At 45.3% G+C, this 16489-nt stretch carries 21 protein-coding genes; 16 read left to right on the top strand and 5 right to left on the bottom strand.

The window, feature by feature from the left end:
- The first annotated feature begins 3 nt into the window (after window positions 1–3).
- The 14 genes from H8710_RS07385 to H8710_RS07450 all read left to right on the top strand — a co-directional run bounded on the left by H8710_RS07385 (window position 4) and on the right by H8710_RS07450 (window position 10208).
- Complete coding sequence (locus H8710_RS07385; RefSeq protein ID WP_249294862.1) at window positions 4–609, top strand: GNAT family N-acetyltransferase; 606 nt, start codon at window positions 4–6, stop codon at window positions 607–609.
- A 286-nt stretch (window positions 610–895) separates the two neighbouring features.
- Window positions 896–1336, top strand: a complete 441-nt coding sequence (locus H8710_RS07390) for a hypothetical protein (protein ID WP_249294863.1) — start codon at window positions 896–898, stop codon at window positions 1334–1336.
- Window positions 1337–1349: 13 nt separating this feature from the next.
- A complete protein-coding gene (locus tag H8710_RS07395; RefSeq protein ID WP_008689492.1) occupies window positions 1350–1979 on the top strand; it encodes a TetR/AcrR family transcriptional regulator in 630 nt (209 codons plus the stop codon).
- Entirely contained in the window at window positions 1979–2464 is a 486-nt protein-coding gene (locus tag H8710_RS07400; protein ID WP_249294864.1) for a flavodoxin domain-containing protein, read from the top strand. Before H8710_RS07395 ends, H8710_RS07400 begins: the two co-directional genes overlap by 1 nt.
- Window positions 2465–2608: 144 nt before the next feature.
- Window positions 2609–3538 carry an AraC family transcriptional regulator gene (locus tag H8710_RS07405; protein WP_249294865.1) on the top strand — a complete coding sequence of 310 codons (930 nt, stop codon included), beginning with the start codon at window positions 2609–2611 and terminating at the stop codon, window positions 3536–3538.
- A 13-nt stretch (window positions 3539–3551) separates the two neighbouring features.
- Entirely contained in the window at window positions 3552–3980 is a 429-nt protein-coding gene (locus H8710_RS07410; RefSeq protein WP_249294866.1) for a DUF3788 domain-containing protein, read from the top strand.
- 75 nt (window positions 3981–4055) lie between these two features.
- Entirely contained in the window at window positions 4056–4298 is a 243-nt protein-coding gene (locus H8710_RS07415; protein WP_161874124.1) for a helix-turn-helix transcriptional regulator, read from the top strand.
- Between the two features lie 200 nt (window positions 4299–4498).
- On the top strand, window positions 4499–5524 hold the full coding sequence (locus H8710_RS07420) for a GNAT family N-acetyltransferase (RefSeq protein WP_488154046.1): 1026 nt from the start codon (window positions 4499–4501) through the stop codon (window positions 5522–5524).
- A complete protein-coding gene (locus tag H8710_RS07425; protein ID WP_161874125.1) occupies window positions 5514–6842 on the top strand; it encodes an MATE family efflux transporter in 1329 nt (442 codons plus the stop codon). The genes H8710_RS07420 and H8710_RS07425 overlap by 11 nt, the downstream gene beginning before the upstream one ends.
- Before the next feature lie 185 nt (window positions 6843–7027).
- Window positions 7028–7471, top strand: a complete 444-nt coding sequence (locus H8710_RS07430; RefSeq protein WP_249294867.1) for a winged helix-turn-helix domain-containing protein — start codon at window positions 7028–7030, stop codon at window positions 7469–7471.
- A 711-nt stretch (window positions 7472–8182) separates the two neighbouring features.
- Window positions 8183–8545, top strand: coding sequence for a cysteine-rich VLP domain-containing protein (locus H8710_RS07435; RefSeq protein ID WP_117772514.1), 363 nt, complete (start codon window positions 8183–8185; stop codon window positions 8543–8545).
- 367 nt (window positions 8546–8912) lie between these two features.
- Window positions 8913–9281, top strand: a complete 369-nt coding sequence (locus H8710_RS07440; protein WP_230104801.1) for a replication initiator protein A — start codon at window positions 8913–8915, stop codon at window positions 9279–9281.
- A complete protein-coding gene (locus tag H8710_RS07445) occupies window positions 9268–9513 on the top strand; it encodes a hypothetical protein (RefSeq protein WP_008689511.1) in 246 nt (81 codons plus the stop codon). Before H8710_RS07440 ends, H8710_RS07445 begins: the two co-directional genes overlap by 14 nt.
- A gap of 323 nt (window positions 9514–9836) precedes the next feature.
- On the top strand, window positions 9837–10208 hold the full coding sequence (locus H8710_RS07450) for a TnpV protein (RefSeq protein ID WP_249294868.1): 372 nt from the start codon (window positions 9837–9839) through the stop codon (window positions 10206–10208).
- Window positions 10209–10269: 61 nt separating this feature from the next.
- Here the strand turns inward: H8710_RS07450 and H8710_RS07455 are convergent, their stop codons facing one another.
- The 5 genes from H8710_RS07455 to H8710_RS07475 all read right to left on the bottom strand — a co-directional run bounded on the left by H8710_RS07455 (window position 10270) and on the right by H8710_RS07475 (window position 13934).
- Window positions 10270–10722, bottom strand: coding sequence for a VOC family protein (locus H8710_RS07455; RefSeq protein ID WP_249294869.1), 453 nt, complete (start codon window positions 10720–10722; stop codon window positions 10270–10272).
- A gap of 69 nt (window positions 10723–10791) precedes the next feature.
- Window positions 10792–11340, bottom strand: a complete 549-nt coding sequence (locus H8710_RS07460; protein WP_249294870.1) for a GNAT family N-acetyltransferase — start codon at window positions 11338–11340, stop codon at window positions 10792–10794.
- Window positions 11337–12011 (bottom strand): CatA-like O-acetyltransferase, encoded by a 675-nt coding sequence (locus tag H8710_RS07465; protein ID WP_249294871.1) that lies wholly within the window; start codon window positions 12009–12011, stop codon window positions 11337–11339. Before H8710_RS07465 ends, H8710_RS07460 begins: the two co-directional genes overlap by 4 nt.
- A gap of 24 nt (window positions 12012–12035) precedes the next feature.
- Complete coding sequence (locus H8710_RS07470) at window positions 12036–12944, bottom strand: recombination protein NinG (RefSeq protein WP_249294872.1); 909 nt, start codon at window positions 12942–12944, stop codon at window positions 12036–12038.
- Between the two features lie 75 nt (window positions 12945–13019).
- Entirely contained in the window at window positions 13020–13934 is a 915-nt protein-coding gene (locus tag H8710_RS07475; protein WP_249294873.1) for a sigma-70 family RNA polymerase sigma factor, read from the bottom strand.
- A gap of 247 nt (window positions 13935–14181) precedes the next feature.
- On the opposite strand from H8710_RS07475, the gene H8710_RS07480 reads away from it, so the two are divergent.
- Window positions 14182–14397, top strand: coding sequence for a transposon-encoded TnpW family protein (locus tag H8710_RS07480; RefSeq protein WP_249294874.1), 216 nt, complete (start codon window positions 14182–14184; stop codon window positions 14395–14397).
- Complete coding sequence (locus H8710_RS07485; protein WP_249294875.1) at window positions 14388–16442, top strand: DUF4368 domain-containing protein; 2055 nt, start codon at window positions 14388–14390, stop codon at window positions 16440–16442. Before H8710_RS07480 ends, H8710_RS07485 begins: the two co-directional genes overlap by 10 nt.
- Window positions 16443–16489: the final 47 nt, after the last annotated feature.

The raw sequence follows: 16489 nt of genomic DNA on the forward strand, positions 1-16489 counted from the left end.
CTTATGAAATTACAGGATTTTGTTCAGGATAAACCTATTCTTGAAACGGAGCAACTTATCCTGCGCCCTCTGCGAAAAGAAGATGTTGCGGATTTGAAAGAATGGCTGGGAGACAGTTCCGTTTACCGGTATTGGGGCAAACGTCCCGGAAAAAGCGACTTAAATCCAGAATTACTTTTCCAAAAGCCAGAGAAACCTACGAAAAGTTTTCATTGGGGTGTTGTACACAAACAGGATAATAAAGTTATTGGCGATATGTGGGTATATCTCATTGAGAATGACCGCATGGCAAAAGTGGCATTTCGCCTTTCACCTGCCTATCAAGGTAATAGACTTATGACAGAAGCACTGGCGAGAGCAGCTATCTTCTGCTTTGAAGAAACGGAATTACAGCGTTTATGGGCGGATGTTCATGTACAAAATATTGCATCGTATAAAACTTTGGAAAAAGCAGGCTTCAAGCGCGAGGGCCTTATCCGTGAGGGTAAGATGGTAAACACATACTGCGATTACTATTTGTACGGTATGACTAAAGCTGATTATATTGAAATCACCGATAAGGGGCTACCCCCTTATTGGCACTGCGAACGCTTTTTCCGAAAGAATTAAATCCATATAGCCCCTGCCGGACGACGGCAAAAGAAAAAAGCCGCTGTCCGGCAGCTTTTATCCCATGTTCTGATTTTTACGGCGGTTTTGAACAAATCAAGACCGCCGTAAAGTGAAAATAGCTATTGTCTGAATCGCATTAGCCGCACTTATATTATTGACATGAATAGAGCATATATCCACAAAGAGTTTTCTATAATCTCTGCAAAGGACTTGACAGGCGAACAAAAAGTAGCTAAAATAGAAAGAGAACAAACGGTAGCCAAACAGAAAGGAGTTTAAGACTATGTTAAAACTGTACTTTGGGAACAGCGTTGCAATTATCAGTACGCTTTTGCTGGGGGCAAATCTCGGCTATATAATATGGGGATATTTAAACCGAGCGGCAATCCAAAAATGGGGTATGATTATTCTACTCTTTATCCTGCTTCACGGTACGTTGTGGTATTTTACGAACGTCCGCGATCTGTATTCCAACTCTATTATCTATGCTACTGATGGCAGTGTAGGAATGGAGCTGTTTTCCGTTAGCAGCATTCAATCCATTGTCTTTTGGGTGGCAAGTGTGATTATATGGGTGCTTGGGATAATATCAATCTTCAAACCGGTATACAGGCAAAATATTTTTTTCATTATTGCTGTTGTGAGTATTGTTCAAATTGCATTTATTGAGGGTTCTCGTATATGGCTTTACAATTCTGTTCCTACTCGTTTTGATTATATGTAAGTGAGGTATTGGCATGGCGAAAAGAAATACGAAAGAAACCATTTTATTTGAATCACTAAAGCTGTTTGCTGATAAAGGCTATGACGGTGTAACAGTGCGTGACATTGCGGCAGAAGTCGGAATTAAGCAAAGCTCTTTATACAAGCATTACAAAAGCAAGCAAGAAATCTTTGATACGTTGGTAGACACAATGCAATCACGTTTTAGGGATGCGGCTACTTCTTTTCAGCTTCCAAATGGCGAATTGCGAGAAATGGCAAGGGAATACGCAACAGGTGGCAACGAGGTTTTGAAAAAAATTAGTAGTGATATTTTTTGTTTTTACTTGAAAGATCCCTATGCCTCACAGTTTCGTAAAATGCTTTCCATTGAGAAATACAAAAATGAGGAAATAGACCGCATATATCGAGAAGTTTATATTGATACTGCTATTTCGTATCAAGCTAGACTATTTGAAGAAATGATAAAACAAGGCTTCATGCGGCAAGCCAGTCCCGAAGTCATGGCTTTACAATTCTTTTCGCCGATTTTTCTTTTGCTAAATAAATATGACGGCATTGCTGAAAAGGAAAAAGAGGCAAAAGAAATATTGGGAAAACATATAGAACAGTTTGACATGATTTACCGTAAGGAGGCAATTTAATGAAAACTGCAATCGTGTACGCCACAAAATACGGCTGTACAAAAGAATGCGCAGAAATCCTAAAGACTTATCTTCATGGTGAAGTAAACATACTTTCAGCAAAAGCAGATAAAATCAATCTGTCTCAATATGACGCTGTTTTTATTGGCGGTTCTGTGTATATGGGTAAAATCCAAAAAGAAATTAGGCAATTTTGTAAACGCAATCTAAAACAGCTATTACACATGAAGATTGGATTGTTCGTTTGTTGCTATACCCCGAAAGATACAGAGGGATTTTTTGAAACACTTTACCCAATAGAGCTAATAAACCATGCTTCCTATGTAACCTCAGTCGGCGGCAAGATGGACTACGAAAAAATGAATGTTCTATATAGAAAATTGTTTCATTCTCTGAAAAAGATTGACGGCTTTAATGAGGGATTTACTGAACCAGAAATAAACGAGAGTGAAATAAAAAAATTAGCAGAAACAGTTAATAAGTAACACACATTATTTCTTTACGAATTGAGGTGGTTTAAGGTTTCTATTTTACAAAGTGCATTTTCCTAATCAAAAAGCGCATTGCGTGAAAAGCCCGGCAAAAAATAAAATGATATAATTTGAACATCAAATATAGGAGGTGCCGCAATGCACGCATATGAAGCAATCGAACAATCCTTGACTTATATCGAGGAACACCTGACAAAAGAAATTTCAACGGAAGAACTGGCAAATACTGTAGGTCTGTCCCCCTTTTATTTTCAGCGCTTGTTCAAGCGGCTGGTAAATAAACCGGTTCAGGAATATGTGAAGCTCCGCCGTCTGGCAAAGGTTATTGAAAATCTGAAAAGTACCGAACAGAGGATTCTTGACGTTGCCCTGGACTATGGCTTTTCAAGCCATGCGAATTTTACACGGGCTTTCAAGGAAACGTATGGGATTACGCCTGAAAGCTACAGGAGGGATTTACCAATGCTCAATACATTTGACAAGCCGGAAGTTTCCATGAATTATGTTTTAGTAGACGAAGGGGTTCCGCTGGTGGTAGGAGATATCGTCCTGGAGATCCAGAGAAAGACATTGGAAAAACCGGAAATTTATTTCGGTCTGGAAACGGAAGTTCGCATTTCTGAACAAATACCGGTTGGTGAAAGCACAGGTGTAGATGTGCCAGGACAGCTTTGGAAGCGTTATCACATGGAGAAGGCTTCAATCGAAGCCAATCTAAATACTACTGTAGAAATGGGAATGTCCCATACGGAAGGTACTGCACAAAACCTTTTCACTTATTTTGCAGGTGGCCTTGTTCAAAATATTCCGGATCGGCTGCAGGATGGGTTTGTTGAGAGAGAACTCTCGGCAGGAGAATACATCGTTTGCAGAGTCGAAGCAGAAAATTTTGAGGATTTGGTAACGGTCGCTTTAGATCAGGCCAGCAAATACCTTTTTGGTATATGGCTGCCCCGCCACAATTTAACCACGGAGCCTTTCTCGGCAGAAAAGTATTACCGTGACTTGGAGGGTATGGCTTGTATGGGAATTTGGGTTAAGCCTCTGCCGCTGGAAAATAAATGCTAAGGGAGAATTTATAATGGATTGGAATGTGCTATATTCAAATGAAAAATCTCCATCGCTGGAGCAAGTCACAGAATACATTAACAATCCGTTATGGATAGATTTTAATAACCGTATCCAGTCCGCCTATCGGATTGAACCCTGCGTGGAACACAGTTGTTGTTCCATGCAGGCAGGCTGGAATATTAAGTATAAAAAAGGTGGAAAGTCTCTTTGTACGCTCTATCCAATGCAAGGCTATTTTATCGCTCTCGTGGTTGTAGGAAGTCATGAACTTACGGAGGCAGAGTTTCTTATGCCGCAATGTTCCGACTATGTGCAGACAGTATTCAAAAACACGAAAACCGGTAATGGACAGAAATGGTTGATGCTGGATGTACGGGATAGAGGAATTATGGATGATGTATTTAGACTCATCAATCTCAGGAAGCGTATACCGTCATAACAGGAAATATTATGGATTAACCTGCCATACACTTGTCAAGTTTTTTGCGTTATAATAAAGACGGAGGTGTACGGTATGCAGATGAAAAGGCTGTTTCAAATTGTTTACTATTTATTGGAAAACGGAAAATCCTCGGCTCCTGAACTGGCAAACAAATTCGAGGTTTCTACTCGGACCATTTACAGAGATTTAGATAGCATTAGTGCGGCAGGAATCCCAATTTATGCTACACAGGGAAAAGGCGGCGGTATCTCTTTGGAAGAATCATTACCTTTTCTTATTTGGGCAGTAACGGCCAGTATTTATCTCGCTCTGTGAAGCCGCTTAAATTGATCTTCAGGGTAAAATGGTAAACACATACTGCGATTACTATTTGTACGGTATGATTAAAGCTGATGATATTGAAATCACCGATAAGGGGCTGCCTCCTTACGAGCACTGTGAACGCTTTTTCCGAAAGAGCTAAATCCATATAGCCCAATCTGCAACGGCTGAAGAATACCGGCAGAGTGAACGCCTTGTTCAAAGATAATATGCTGCTCTGGCGACAGGCACAGGGGGATAAACAGATCATTGTCACCTGTCCCGGAGTAGATGTTCCTGGGCATATGATATATGAAAAGACAGCAAGAATAATGAAAAGCGGCATGATTCGCTTTGTTATAATGAAAGCAGAAAGGAGGGAAACCATGAACAGCTATAAAGTTGAGAATATAGCGGCAGTGATTTCTTACATTGAAGCGCATCTCAATGAAAAATTAGATTTAGACACTGTTGCAAATGCGGTTTGCTATTCCAAGTACCATCTGCACCGAATGTTCACAGATACAGTTGGGATCACACTTCACGACTATATCCAGCGCAGGCAGCTGACCGAGGCGGCAAAGCTATTGGTGTTTTCTAAAAAGCCGATTATCGAAATTGCGCTGATTGCTGGCTATGGGAGTCAACAGGCATTTACTTCCATCTTCAAATCCATGTATAAGCAAACGCCGCTGGAATATAGACAAAACGAAGTCTTTTATCCTTTGCAACTGGAATTTACATTGAACAAAAATCCAACTGTTCCTGATACGATCATGCAAGAGATTTCTTATGCTACGCTGGCAGATATTCCCGACTGGATGAATTTTATTAAACTTGTCATTGACGGTTTTCCCTGCCTTGACGAAAGTTCCCATCTGGAACAAGTCAGGCAATATGTCGGACAGCGGCAAGCCCTTATTATGCGGGATGGCTCAACCATAATTGGAGCCGCTGCATTTTCCCATCAGACCGGAAGCATCGACTTTCTGGCTGTACATCCGCAATACCGGCATTATGGAGTGGCAAAGGCTTTCCTTGACTTTATGATGTGCAATATATTTGTAGGTCATGAAATCAGTATTACTACTTTCCGCGAGGGAGATAAAGCTGATACGGGACAGAGAGAGGACTATAAACGTCTGGGTTTTGCCGAGTCAGAGCTTCTCACTGAATTTGGCTATCCCACCCAGCGGCTCATTCTACCACCAAAACAGGAGAAAGGCGACGATGAACGATAACATTTTAGATCAAAAATGGAGTGCGGCATCGCTTCTGCGATTTGCATTTCCTACCATCGTAATGATGATTTTTATGGGACTATACACCATTGTAGATACGATCTTTGTGGCACAGTTTGTGAATACGGATGCGCTTTCTTCTATCAATATCGTGTGCCCCATTATCAACATCACGGTGGGACTGGCTACCATGATTGCAACGGGCGGAAACGCGATTGTTTCCCGAAAAATGGGGGCAGGTAAAAATCAGGAGGCAAAGGAAGATTTCACCTTGCTTATTATCACAGGTGCGGTGATTGGGTTTCTCATTCTTTTGGGTGGGACGATCTGGATTGACAACATTATTTATGCTCTTGGTGCCAGTAATCTGCTCTTTCCCTATTGCAAAGATTATCTCATGGTGCTGTTTCTATTCATTCCAGCCAATATACTGCAAACGCTGTTTTCAAACCTGTTTGTGACGGCTGGAAAACCGGGCCTTGGTTTTGGGCTGTCTGTCCTGGCGGGCGTGGCAAATATAATTTTGGATTATATCTTCATTGTCCCCTGTGGTCTGGGTATCCAAGGCGCAGCTTTGGGGACAGGCTTTGGTTATCTGATTCCCACAGTCACTGGGCTGGCATATTTTGCTCGGAACAAAGGAACGCTGTCTTTCACAAGGCCAAAATTGAAATTGGCAGTCATCGGAGAAAGCTGTTTTAACGGCTCCTCTGAAATGGTAGGCCAGTTGGCAACAGCCGTCACAACATTTTTGTTCAACCGCACTATGATGAACCTGCTGGGAGAGGATGGCGTTGCGGCAATCACGATTATTATTTACTCTCAATTCCTGCTGAACACGCTGTATATCGGCTACTCTATGGGAATAGCACCTATCATCGGATTTAACTATGGAAACAGGAATGAGGTTCAGCAAAAAAAGGTTTTCTCTATCAGTATGCGGTTTATTGCGGCGGCATCGGTGCTGATATTTGCGGTTTCCATGTTTGGAGGCTCCTATATTGTACGGCTGTTTGCGGATGATACATCGGAAGTCTATCAAATTGCGGCGAATGGTTTCACTATTTTTTCATATAGCTTTCTATTCTGCGGTTTGAATAATTTTACATCCGCAATGTTTACAGCATTGTCAAACGGAAAAGTATCTGCAGTTCTTTCCTTTTTGCGGACATTCGGCCTGCTAGCTGGGGGTATCTTGCTGCTGCCTCACATTTGGGGAATAACAGGAGTATGGCTGGCTGTACCTGTCGCAGAGGGAATTATGTTTGTCGTATCTGCCATCTGCCTGATACATTACAGGAAAAAATATTCTTATTAAACAAGAAACTGTTTCCGTATTATAAGGGGATATGTTTTTATATAGTCAAGCTAACAGTGACGAATGACAACTTTATTCAGTCGAAATGAAAGCACAAATACCTACACTGATGGAGGTGACGACATGGGAAATTAGCTGTATTTGATATATCAGAACCGGGCGGCATAATTGCAGAAAAGCTGCTCATGTTGTTAAGCACCCGTCAGCGTCAGGAATTGGTAAACTATCTTCTCGATTCCCAGAAACAACAAAATAATCTTGCTGACAGCCAATGTATCATTTCCGAAACTTATAAGTTGCAGACAGTCATTGATGAACCGTTTATAGAGATTCGCATAGGTGATTTATACTTCTGCCAGGAACAACGGCTTGTATGTATTGGCGAGCAGATAATTGAATTAACCGCTAAGGAATTTGACATCCTTGCTTTGTTAATCGCTCACCCGAAGCGTGTATTTACTTATGAGTTGATTATGGAATTGGTCTGGAATGAGGATTATTCGCTCTATTCCCGAAAAGCAGTCAATAACCATGTGAGTAATCTGCAGAGAAAACTGAAAGTTACACAGGATTCTCCAGGCTACATCAAAAGTGTTGTCAGCGTTGGTTATAAATTTGAAGTGCCGTAATATAGACCACAATGTAAGATTTTGCTTGCCCTGTGGCCTTTATTAGATATGGTAGGTGGTGAAGGAACATTAGGGAGACTTTACAGCTTGTGCTGCAAGGGAAAATTATCCCGAACATTTCTTTCAAAAATGCCTCTGTCGCTGGCTTTCTATGATGTATTCGGGATAATCAGACTTTCGGGATAACCATTTTTGTTCCGCTTTTCGTATGCCTTTACAATGGACGCACAAATTTACCGACAAGTAACCTTGACATTATGCTGTCAAGGTTCAAGAAAGGCAATCCATAACCATGTGAGTAAACTTTGGAAGAAACTAAGGTTTGAGCCTGATCTGCCAAATTACGTCGAGAGCGTTGCCGGAATCGGTTATAAATTTGAATATCTGTCTGCTCCATAAAATCCGTCGTAGGAACAACTGCGGCGAATTTTTTTGCAAATTTTTATTCAGACGGCAACTTTCCCCTAAAAAATGTACAGATATATGAGGGGATTATTTTATAACAACTTACCTGTACACGGCAATTATGAATTTTTTGTGAAATTTGCAAAATGCCCCCGTAATTTCGTCTCAAAAATGAATTGAACAATAGAAAGATATTTTTTGTGCAAAATTGACCGTCCTATTTCCCCTCAAAAATGAAATGTATAGTAGAGGGACATTTTTTTACGGTAAGAAGGAGGTGTTTTTATCCACAATCAGATTCCGGTGATGAATTATCCGCAGTACCGCCGGATGCGTAAACTGGTACACGAGTGCTGCAACTACGATAACGGAAACTGTATTCTTCTGGACGACGGGGAGGAATGTGTCTGTGTCCAGAGTATTTCCTATTCGCTTCTCTGCAAATGGTTCCGCTGCGCTGTCCTGCCGCTGGACAGGCCATTGGAAACGGCGTTGCTGTTCCAGGAGGAATTAAAACGCTGCGTGGTCTGCGGCCAATCATTCCTTCCCGGTTCCAACCGGGCGAAATACTGTAAGCTCTGTGCAAAGAAAATCCACCGCGGACAGAAAACAGCCAGCGACAGGAAAAGGCGGCTCCTATGCGGACAATTAGAAGCAAAAAAGCCTTGAGATTATTGGCGTTTCAGGCTGCGGTCAACGGGTATGAGGGATATATCCCCTGCTCCCCTCTAAAACCTGTTTTTAACTGTCCGCAGGACGATTTTGACCTAAACGGGATTTTCCCATTCAGGTGTTGATTTCTACTTTGCCAATTTACCGCTTTTGCCATTTCCTCCTATATGGGATTCTCCAATACTGGATTCTCAGAGACTGGAAAACCTGACGCTCCGGACAGCCCTGTTCCTCTCTTTCCGGCGATGGATTTCCAGATAGTCTTGACGACCCATATTTAGATGGAAATTAAAGAGAAGAAGTTAATAACAAGATAGTCAATATCAATCCAATCAATCAGGGATGGATTGATGGAAAGGAGTATATGATGCAAAATGATTTTTTGACGCCTTACAAAGAGGACAGCGGCGTACCGCCCTATCTGCCATTTCCCCGTTTTCTGGTGCCGATGGACTTATCCAACGACGCAAAGGTACTGTATGCCCTGCTCTTAGACCGGGCGGGTATTTCCAGAGAAAACGGATACATAGAACCGGACGGGCGGATTCGTCTCTACTTTACGCTGGAAGAAGCAAAAGGAAAGCTGCATAGGAGCAGGCAGGTGGCGACCAGGGCATTTCAGGAATTAGAACGCTGTGGCCTGATTCTCCGCAGAAAGCAGGGGCTTGGCCGTCCGGCGGTCATTACGCTGAATATTTTACCTGCAAGGAAGGAGCGTGATGGGATTGCGTAAACCTGCAGATTTCAGTGAACTTCCCAAAAATCTGAAACCGGAAATTGCCGAGCGTGTGGCAGAGCATTTCAAAGACGGCGTTTTCGAGTTTGATTTCAGCACAGAAGAAATGATTGCCGTTGAAGGGAATACGGTCTATCATGTCATCCCCCATTATGCGGAGGGAGAGGCGGAAAGCGTACTGGACAAGCTGCGCCGTATCATGGCGGGAAATTTGGAGGCAACAGAATGAAAGTTGCTGAAAAAAGAGGAACGGCGCGTTATAATATAGGCAACCGTTTACCTGGCTGTTATCCCGATACACGGGAGGAAAGGAGCTACTATGAACCAGCAGCCAGATAAGATCACAGCGTTATATTGCCGTTTGAGCCAAGATGACGCACTCGACGGGGAGAGCAATTCCATTACCAACCAAGAGTTAATATGTAAAGGGTGGTTTCTGCCATCTAATACATATGACTGCGGCTCATTTGTGGTAAATTGAAAAGCAGTTGTAAGAAAGGAGTCAAAAAGACTTATAACCGCTGGAAATCAACACAAAAGGAGCTGAATTTTATGAAAACTATCTTTGAAGAAATGGGCGGTACATACCGTCAAGTGGGCGATTATTTCATTCCCAACATTACTTTACCGGATGACGGCGAATATCAGATAGGCAAATACGGGCGTATGCGCCGCAGCTATCTGAAAGAGCATCGCCCTGTCCTCTATGCAAATTTTCTTACAAGTGGAACGCTGCACCGGCACCTTGCCGAGATCGACCAAACCTGCAATGAGCGAATGGAAATCATCGTTTCTGCTATGGCGAAGCAAGAGGGTGCAACCGAAGCCCTGAAAGCTGCTGACCAGATGGAATGGGTGCGCCGGATGAACAGCATCCGCAGCCGTGCAGAGGAAATTGTTTTAACCGAGCTTGTATATGAATGACAAATGCCCGTTATTGGCTGTATGGCCGATAACGGGCATTTTCCCCAATTGGGCTTTATCTTCAAATAGGTTGCATCATTTCAAGTACAATCCCATCGGGATCTCTGAAATAAAAAGCCCTGCTTTCTCCTAATTCGTTTGCCCGGAAATCGAAATACTGCGGTTCAGATAAGCATTCTACATGATTTTCGATAAGACTATTATAAACACGCTCAATATCATCCGTATAGAAACATACTTCTGAGATAGATGTTGTAAATAGATTCCCCTTCACTTTTTTTACTTTATTGTCCACAAACTGAATCAGTTCGATTGGTGGCGCTTCAATAGCTTTAGAGCCGTTCAGATAAGCTACTCTCGCTTTTGTATCTTTCATTCGAAACAACCTGTCTGTTTCTTCGCCAGCCATGAATATTTCTCCTTGGAATTCAAGGCCAAGGATGTCTCTGTAAAAAGCAATGGAGCGATCTAAATCAGATACAGTTAATCCAACGTGATAAATTCTCTCGACCATTTTCTAAAAACCTCGCTTGATGAAATACTCCCGTTCGTATATTCCGCTTGATATGATACCGTCCTACACTTACAAATACTTGCCGTATATCAAGTGATCGGTATGCCGATCACCCAAATGTACGATTTGCGGAAGCCGACCCCATTCCACATAACCATACTTCTCCAATAAGCCAACGCTTGGCCGATTGCTGCCAACGAGAATTGCAATCAGAACTTTAAGTCCTTGCTTCTTTGCCTGTTGCTCTAATGCGGCAAGCAGATGAGTGCCGATATGGCGCCCGTGTGCCGAGAAGTCCAAATAATAGCTGACCTCCGCCACATGATTAACAGCTTCACGACCCTGTCGGTAAGCTGTTAAATAGCCATAGCCCACAGGTATCCCATTCTCAAGACATAAATACACCGGATAACCATCGGCAGCGTGCTGACAAATCCATTTTTCACGCATTTCGGAAGTGACTGTTTTTGTATCACAAGTGCAGTTTCCCGCAAGAATTGCCTGATTGTAGATCGCAGCTATAAACGGTGCATCTTCCTTAGTTGCCTCGCAAAGAGATATTGTGTTGCTGCAATTTCCTGACGTGTCTGAAAATGCCCAAAGTGCTTTATCTGTCATTTTATTCGTCCTTTCACCGTCGCAGATATATCAGAGGGGGCAGAATTGCAGCCGGAATCAAAACCAATGATTTTCTTCTGCAACAATTCGATGAACCGTCCGACATGGTATCCATCACAAACTGCGTGATGAACCTGAATTGCTAATGGAAGCATCTTCTTCGTTCCTGCATCAAAAGCCTTTCCCATTGTAAAAATCGGAAGCAGATAGCTTCCGTCACCGAAAACTTGTAGATTAAATGCTGTGAATGAAAACCATGGAATCATGGATACATCAAATGAATTGACGGGCCTTTCGGGTTTCGGGGCATATTTTTCAGATGAGGAATATTTCGCAACATCAGCCTCGTAACTGCTCAGAAAAGCAGTATAATTTGATTTGTACGCTGTCCATATCCCAGAAAACGTCTCTTGCTCCTGATTGAAAATAGTGTATGCAGGGTGCATCTCACTAAAATAGCCAAGTCCTTTTTCTGTAAGAGCGGTGCGAAACTCTGGCATTTCATTGACGGTCTGCGTCAACAGCCAAAGCATTGCCGGATATAGCCGTTGCCCGTTCAGATTTGATATGTCGATATTGACGCACGTAGAATAGGAGCAGCGCACATCATTGTAAAAATGCAGATAATGTTCCTTGCGCTCCCAGTTTTCAAAGTCTATCAAAGTAAACATACAACATCTCCTGTGATTGTTCTATCAATCTTCTTCGCTGGTTTTCTTCCCCCGGCTCTTATAGACATTATACTGATTCTTGCACCGGGGACTGCAAAAAGCGGAATTGGAGCGGCTGCTCAGGAATACCTTCTGGCAGTGCTTGCACAGCCGCAGGGGCTTTTCTCCGTCCACCAGCAGGAAGCTGAACATCATCTGAATGCCCAGCAGCAACGAATGGAAGTCCCAATAGATGGTCGGCTTGTCCAGCAGCTCAATATGATAGCTGGGTGCAATGCCGCCGAAGGCGGCCATACCCATACGGTACAGATTTCTTGTATCCTTGTCGATCAGATCATAATCGTTGTAATACAAAATGGATGTGGTCAGGGTAAAGGCCCAGTCCTTAAACTGCTGCGCCACCCAATCGTAAGGCTCAGCATACTCTCGCTGGAAGCTCATGGTTTTCGCCATAGGCTCGTTTATGAAGGTCATGGTCAGCGCCACCATCATGTTGTCGCCGGACACGCTCCATCTGGACTCAATGCCCTTCTTGACCAGATCCAGCTGGTCAAAGGGATAGAACAGCGCCAAATAGTCCTCGGTTTCCATGGATTCTGCCTTGATGAAGTGATTTTTCGGCAGATACACCGCCTCATAGTCCATGAAGGAGGTTGTGGTGGGCAGCGCCGTCATCAGACCCAGCAGGCCGTAATGGGTTACAAACTCCAGAATGGCCTTCTGCACCTCGTCCTCCGGACTGCGGTTCATCATCAGCATACCCACATTCAGCGCATCCAGCACGATTCCCGGCGCTTCCTTCAGAGGATTATAGATGTCGGGCTTGGTATTCTTCCCCGGCGTGATATACCGCTTTCCGTCTGCGGCAGTTTTCAGTTCATAGCGGTCATACCGCACCCAATGGGAACGGGACTGCTCAAAGAGATTCTTCATGGTACTGTTCCTCTCTGCTCGTAATCCAACTATATATTAACCATATTACTATTGTATCAACCGTCCTTGGCTCCGTCAAGGACGGTTTTCTTTTTTTCTCGGTTTGGTTTTGTTTTCCCGGCGGATCACGGCATCCTTGCCCATGGTTTGCAGCAGTGCTTCATATTCCTCTACGAACTCACGCTCCCGCAGAGTAATGCTGTAGTCCTTTTCCAGCTTTTCGCTCAGATGCTCATACATCCGCCTTTGCAGCTTTTTCTGAATGGTCATACGCAGCTTTCGGATATTCCGGTCGGACTGCCCACGGATGGCAGCAAGCCTTGTGGTGCTGTATTGCTTGACGAACAGGTAATACAGTACCTCCTTCTGTTCATCACTGAGCGTGAAAAAGAGCTTGGAGAGAAAGCAATTTGCGGTCAGCTCGTGCAGTTCATAGGGGCAGGAGAAGATGATGTCGAGAAAATTTCCCTGACAGAGCTGGCGGAACCTTGGCAGATTCATCCAGAGGGGAGCAATTCTCGGTTCTGGCACAGCCCGAAACTCCAACGGCACATCCCCACGCAGGTTTTCGTGGTCACGCTCCCGGCGTTCCCGATTTCTGTCCAGCTTGTTCCACTCGTCTACCACAGTCAAAAAATCCGATTCCGTCCGGGCTGCTTCCTCCAGCCGCCGCAGAGCCTCTGCGCGAATTTCCCGCTTGAGTCGTTTTTCGCTGGTGGGCGCGGCTTCCTCTTCCTCGTCCTCCAGCTCGGCGGCATAGTTTCTGGGATGCTCGTCCTGCTCCAGCTCGCTTTCCAGCTCCAGCGTGCGTTCCTCTGCCAGCGCCTCCTCCAAGCGCTCATCCTCCGGCGCACCGTCAGAAGCGTCCGCCCAATCGGCAAAGCCATCCTCGGTCAGTTCCAGAGCGGCATCTTCGGGCAGATCTTCTAATTCTTCTTCCTCATCGGAAAAATCATCATCCCACAGCAGTTCATCCTCCCATGGTTCCACGACAGCTTCACCTCCTCGAAAAATATTTTTCTTTTTCTAAAAAAACAGTTCCGATTTACACCCCGTTTTTCTCCTATTAGTAGAAAGGTAATCTGCACACAAGTTACACAGGTTACTTTTTAAGCTATCAACAGAGAAAAAGGGGAAACTGAACATGGGAAACCAGCGCAAAGACACATTTGGCTTACAACCAACGGAACCAGATTTATTATACCAAAAACCAACAAATTACGCAAGGAGGAAGCCTATGGAGCAAACGAAGCAAGAACAGTTCATCATTCGGCGTATCGGCGGCACCACCTATAAGGTAAGGGTCGCATTCAGCGAAACAGCAGCGGAGACTATGGAGGAAAAGATTCTGCGGATGATCCGCAATGAAGGGGTTACAAATGACGGCACTTGTGGTATAATGAAGATGCCACAAATGAGCCGTCAGTCTGAAAGGAGCGCCGAATGCGCATGAAACAGACTGAGGAAAAGATCACCGCTCTGTATGAGCGGCTGAGCCGTGACGATGACAACGCAGGTGATAGCAATTCCATCGTCAATCAGAAAAAATACCTCGAAAGCTACGCCCAGCAGAGAGGCTACACCAACTGCCGCCATTACACCGACGACGGCTGGAGCGGCGGCAATTTCGAGCGTCCAGCATGGAAACAGCTGGTAGCGGACATTGAAGCAGGCAAGGTGGCCCATGTCATTGTCAAGGATATGAGCCGGGCGGGGCGTGACTATCTGCAAACCGGCTTTTACACAGAGGTATTCTTCCGGCAGCATGGCGTCCACTTTGTTGCCATTGCCAACGGCGTGGACAGTGATGACCAGAACAGCAACGAGTTTGCGCCCTTCCTCAACATCATGAACGAATGGTATCTTCGTGACCTGAGCCGCAAGCAGAAAACCGCCATTCGGGTCAAGGGGGAATCCGGCAAGCCAACCACCAACTGCGCCATCTACGGCTATAAGAAAGACCCGGAGAACAAATACCACTGGCTGATCGACGAGGAAGCGGCTGCCGTGGTGCGGCGTATCTTCCAGCTGACCATTGAGGGCAAAGGCCCCTACGACATCGCCCGTATTCTGTTCGATGACAAGATCGACACGCCTGCGGTCTACTTCGGCAAGCAGAACAAGGGTGTCTGGAAAAGCAAGGAGGAGTTCCCCAACCCGTATAACTGGAGCGGCTACATCGTTGGGCAGATTCTCTCCAAGCCGGAGTATATGGGGCATACTGTGAATTTCCGTTCCCACAAGCAGTCCTATAAGGACAAGAATGCGGTGATGAATCCCCCGGAGGATTGGCTGATTTTCGAGAACACCCATGAAGCCATCGTGGATGCAGAAACATGGGAGCTGGCACAGAAGCTGCGGAAAACGCCACGGCGGCATGACACGCTGGGTGAGGCGAATCCCCTGACAGGGCTTGTGTTCTGTGCTGACTGTGGAGCAAAGATGTATAACCATCGGTCACGAGGGACAGAAAGCAAACCTTATCCCTACGATGCGTTTGAATGCTCCACATACAAGTTGGCAGGTCAAAAGCGCTCCGCCGCTTGCTGTGGACATCATATCAGCACCAAAGCGCTGCGGGAGCTGATTCTGGAAACCATCCGGGCTGCCAGCACCTTTGCCATCTCCGACCGAGACGCTTTTCTGGAGAAGGTACGCTCCGCCTCCCAGCTGCGCCAGGCGGAAGCCGCCAAGGAAACCAAGCGGAAGCTGAACAAGGAGAAAAAGCGGATTTTTGAGCTGGATACCATCATCAAGAAGCTCTATGAATCCTTTGCTGTCGGGCGCATCACCGATGAACGCTTTGACAGTCTGCTGGCGGATTACGAAGCCGAGCAAAAAACGCTGCAAGCCTCTGTCACAGAAGCGGAAGAAAGGCTGTCCGCTTTCGCAGAGGACAGTGCCCGTGTGGAGCAGTTTCTGGAGCTGGCAAGGAAGTACACGGATTTCTCCGAGCTGACCACGCCCATGATCAACGAGTTTATTGAGAAAATCATCGTCCACGCCCCGGAAAAAATCGACGGCGACCGGGTACAGGAGGTGGAGATCCACCTTCGCTTTATCGGGCAGTTTGAGCTTCCCGCACCGGAGCTGACCGAGGAAGAGATCAAGCGGCAGGAATTTTTGAAGAAAGAGCGCATCCGCAGCCGGGAGCGCTATCAGAAAATCAAGGCCGGTGAACACGCTGTCGGACAGCCCTTCATGCTGACCTGCAAGTGCTGCGGGCAGGAATTTGCCTCCAAGCGGACAAACACCCTGTTTTGCGGCCCCAACTGCCGCGCAAAATTCTACCGGCAGGAGGCGGCCGAGAGCCGCAGCCGGGCGTGTACCTGCGAAAACTGCGGCAAGGTGTTTCCTACGACGCGAAGCAGCGTCAAATACTGCTCTGATGATTGCCGGTATGCAGCGCAGATCAAGCGGCAGGGCGCACGGAAGAAAGCCTTGCGAGAGGCAAAGATTGAACCGGCCTTGCCAGAGAAAGAAACAAAATCAGCATAAGATAAGACGCAAACGGCGGCTTGCCCCTAAACGGGCAGGCCGCCGTT

This window comes from Fumia xinanensis, assembly GCF_014384905.1.
Classification (GTDB): Bacteria; Bacillota; Clostridia; order Oscillospirales; family Ruminococcaceae; genus Fumia; species Fumia xinanensis.

Excerpts from the sequence above, each read along its gene's own strand:
- H8710_RS07385 (WP_249294862.1), top strand. The coding sequence starts at position 4 with ATGAAATTACAGGATTTTGTTCAGGATAAACCTATTCTTGAAACGGAG.
- H8710_RS07480 (WP_249294874.1), top strand. The coding sequence starts at position 14,182 with ATGGAGCAAACGAAGCAAGAACAGTTCATCATTCGGCGTATCGGCGGC.
- H8710_RS07430 (WP_249294867.1), top strand. The coding sequence starts at position 7,028 with ATGTTGTTAAGCACCCGTCAGCGTCAGGAATTGGTAAACTATCTTCTC.
- H8710_RS07445 (WP_008689511.1), top strand. The coding sequence starts at position 9,268 with ATGGGATTGCGTAAACCTGCAGATTTCAGTGAACTTCCCAAAAATCTG.
- H8710_RS07390 (WP_249294863.1), top strand. The coding sequence starts at position 896 with ATGTTAAAACTGTACTTTGGGAACAGCGTTGCAATTATCAGTACGCTT.
- H8710_RS07405 (WP_249294865.1), top strand. The coding sequence starts at position 2,609 with ATGCACGCATATGAAGCAATCGAACAATCCTTGACTTATATCGAGGAA.
- H8710_RS07470 (WP_249294872.1), bottom strand. The coding sequence starts at position 12,944 with ATGAAGAATCTCTTTGAGCAGTCCCGTTCCCATTGGGTGCGGTATGAC.
- H8710_RS07435 (WP_117772514.1), top strand. The coding sequence starts at position 8,183 with ATGAATTATCCGCAGTACCGCCGGATGCGTAAACTGGTACACGAGTGC.
- H8710_RS07465 (WP_249294871.1), bottom strand. The coding sequence starts at position 12,011 with ATGTTTACTTTGATAGACTTTGAAAACTGGGAGCGCAAGGAACATTAT.
- H8710_RS07410 (WP_249294866.1), top strand. The coding sequence starts at position 3,552 with ATGGATTGGAATGTGCTATATTCAAATGAAAAATCTCCATCGCTGGAG.
- H8710_RS07485 (WP_249294875.1), top strand. The coding sequence starts at position 14,388 with ATGCGCATGAAACAGACTGAGGAAAAGATCACCGCTCTGTATGAGCGG.
- H8710_RS07455 (WP_249294869.1), bottom strand. The coding sequence starts at position 10,722 with ATGGTCGAGAGAATTTATCACGTTGGATTAACTGTATCTGATTTAGAT.
- H8710_RS07450 (WP_249294868.1), top strand. The coding sequence starts at position 9,837 with ATGAAAACTATCTTTGAAGAAATGGGCGGTACATACCGTCAAGTGGGC.
- H8710_RS07460 (WP_249294870.1), bottom strand. The coding sequence starts at position 11,340 with ATGACAGATAAAGCACTTTGGGCATTTTCAGACACGTCAGGAAATTGC.
- H8710_RS07400 (WP_249294864.1), top strand. The coding sequence starts at position 1,979 with ATGAAAACTGCAATCGTGTACGCCACAAAATACGGCTGTACAAAAGAA.
- H8710_RS07415 (WP_161874124.1), top strand. The coding sequence starts at position 4,056 with ATGCAGATGAAAAGGCTGTTTCAAATTGTTTACTATTTATTGGAAAAC.
- H8710_RS07395 (WP_008689492.1), top strand. The coding sequence starts at position 1,350 with ATGGCGAAAAGAAATACGAAAGAAACCATTTTATTTGAATCACTAAAG.
- H8710_RS07425 (WP_161874125.1), top strand. The coding sequence starts at position 5,514 with ATGAACGATAACATTTTAGATCAAAAATGGAGTGCGGCATCGCTTCTG.
- H8710_RS07440 (WP_230104801.1), top strand. The coding sequence starts at position 8,913 with ATGATGCAAAATGATTTTTTGACGCCTTACAAAGAGGACAGCGGCGTA.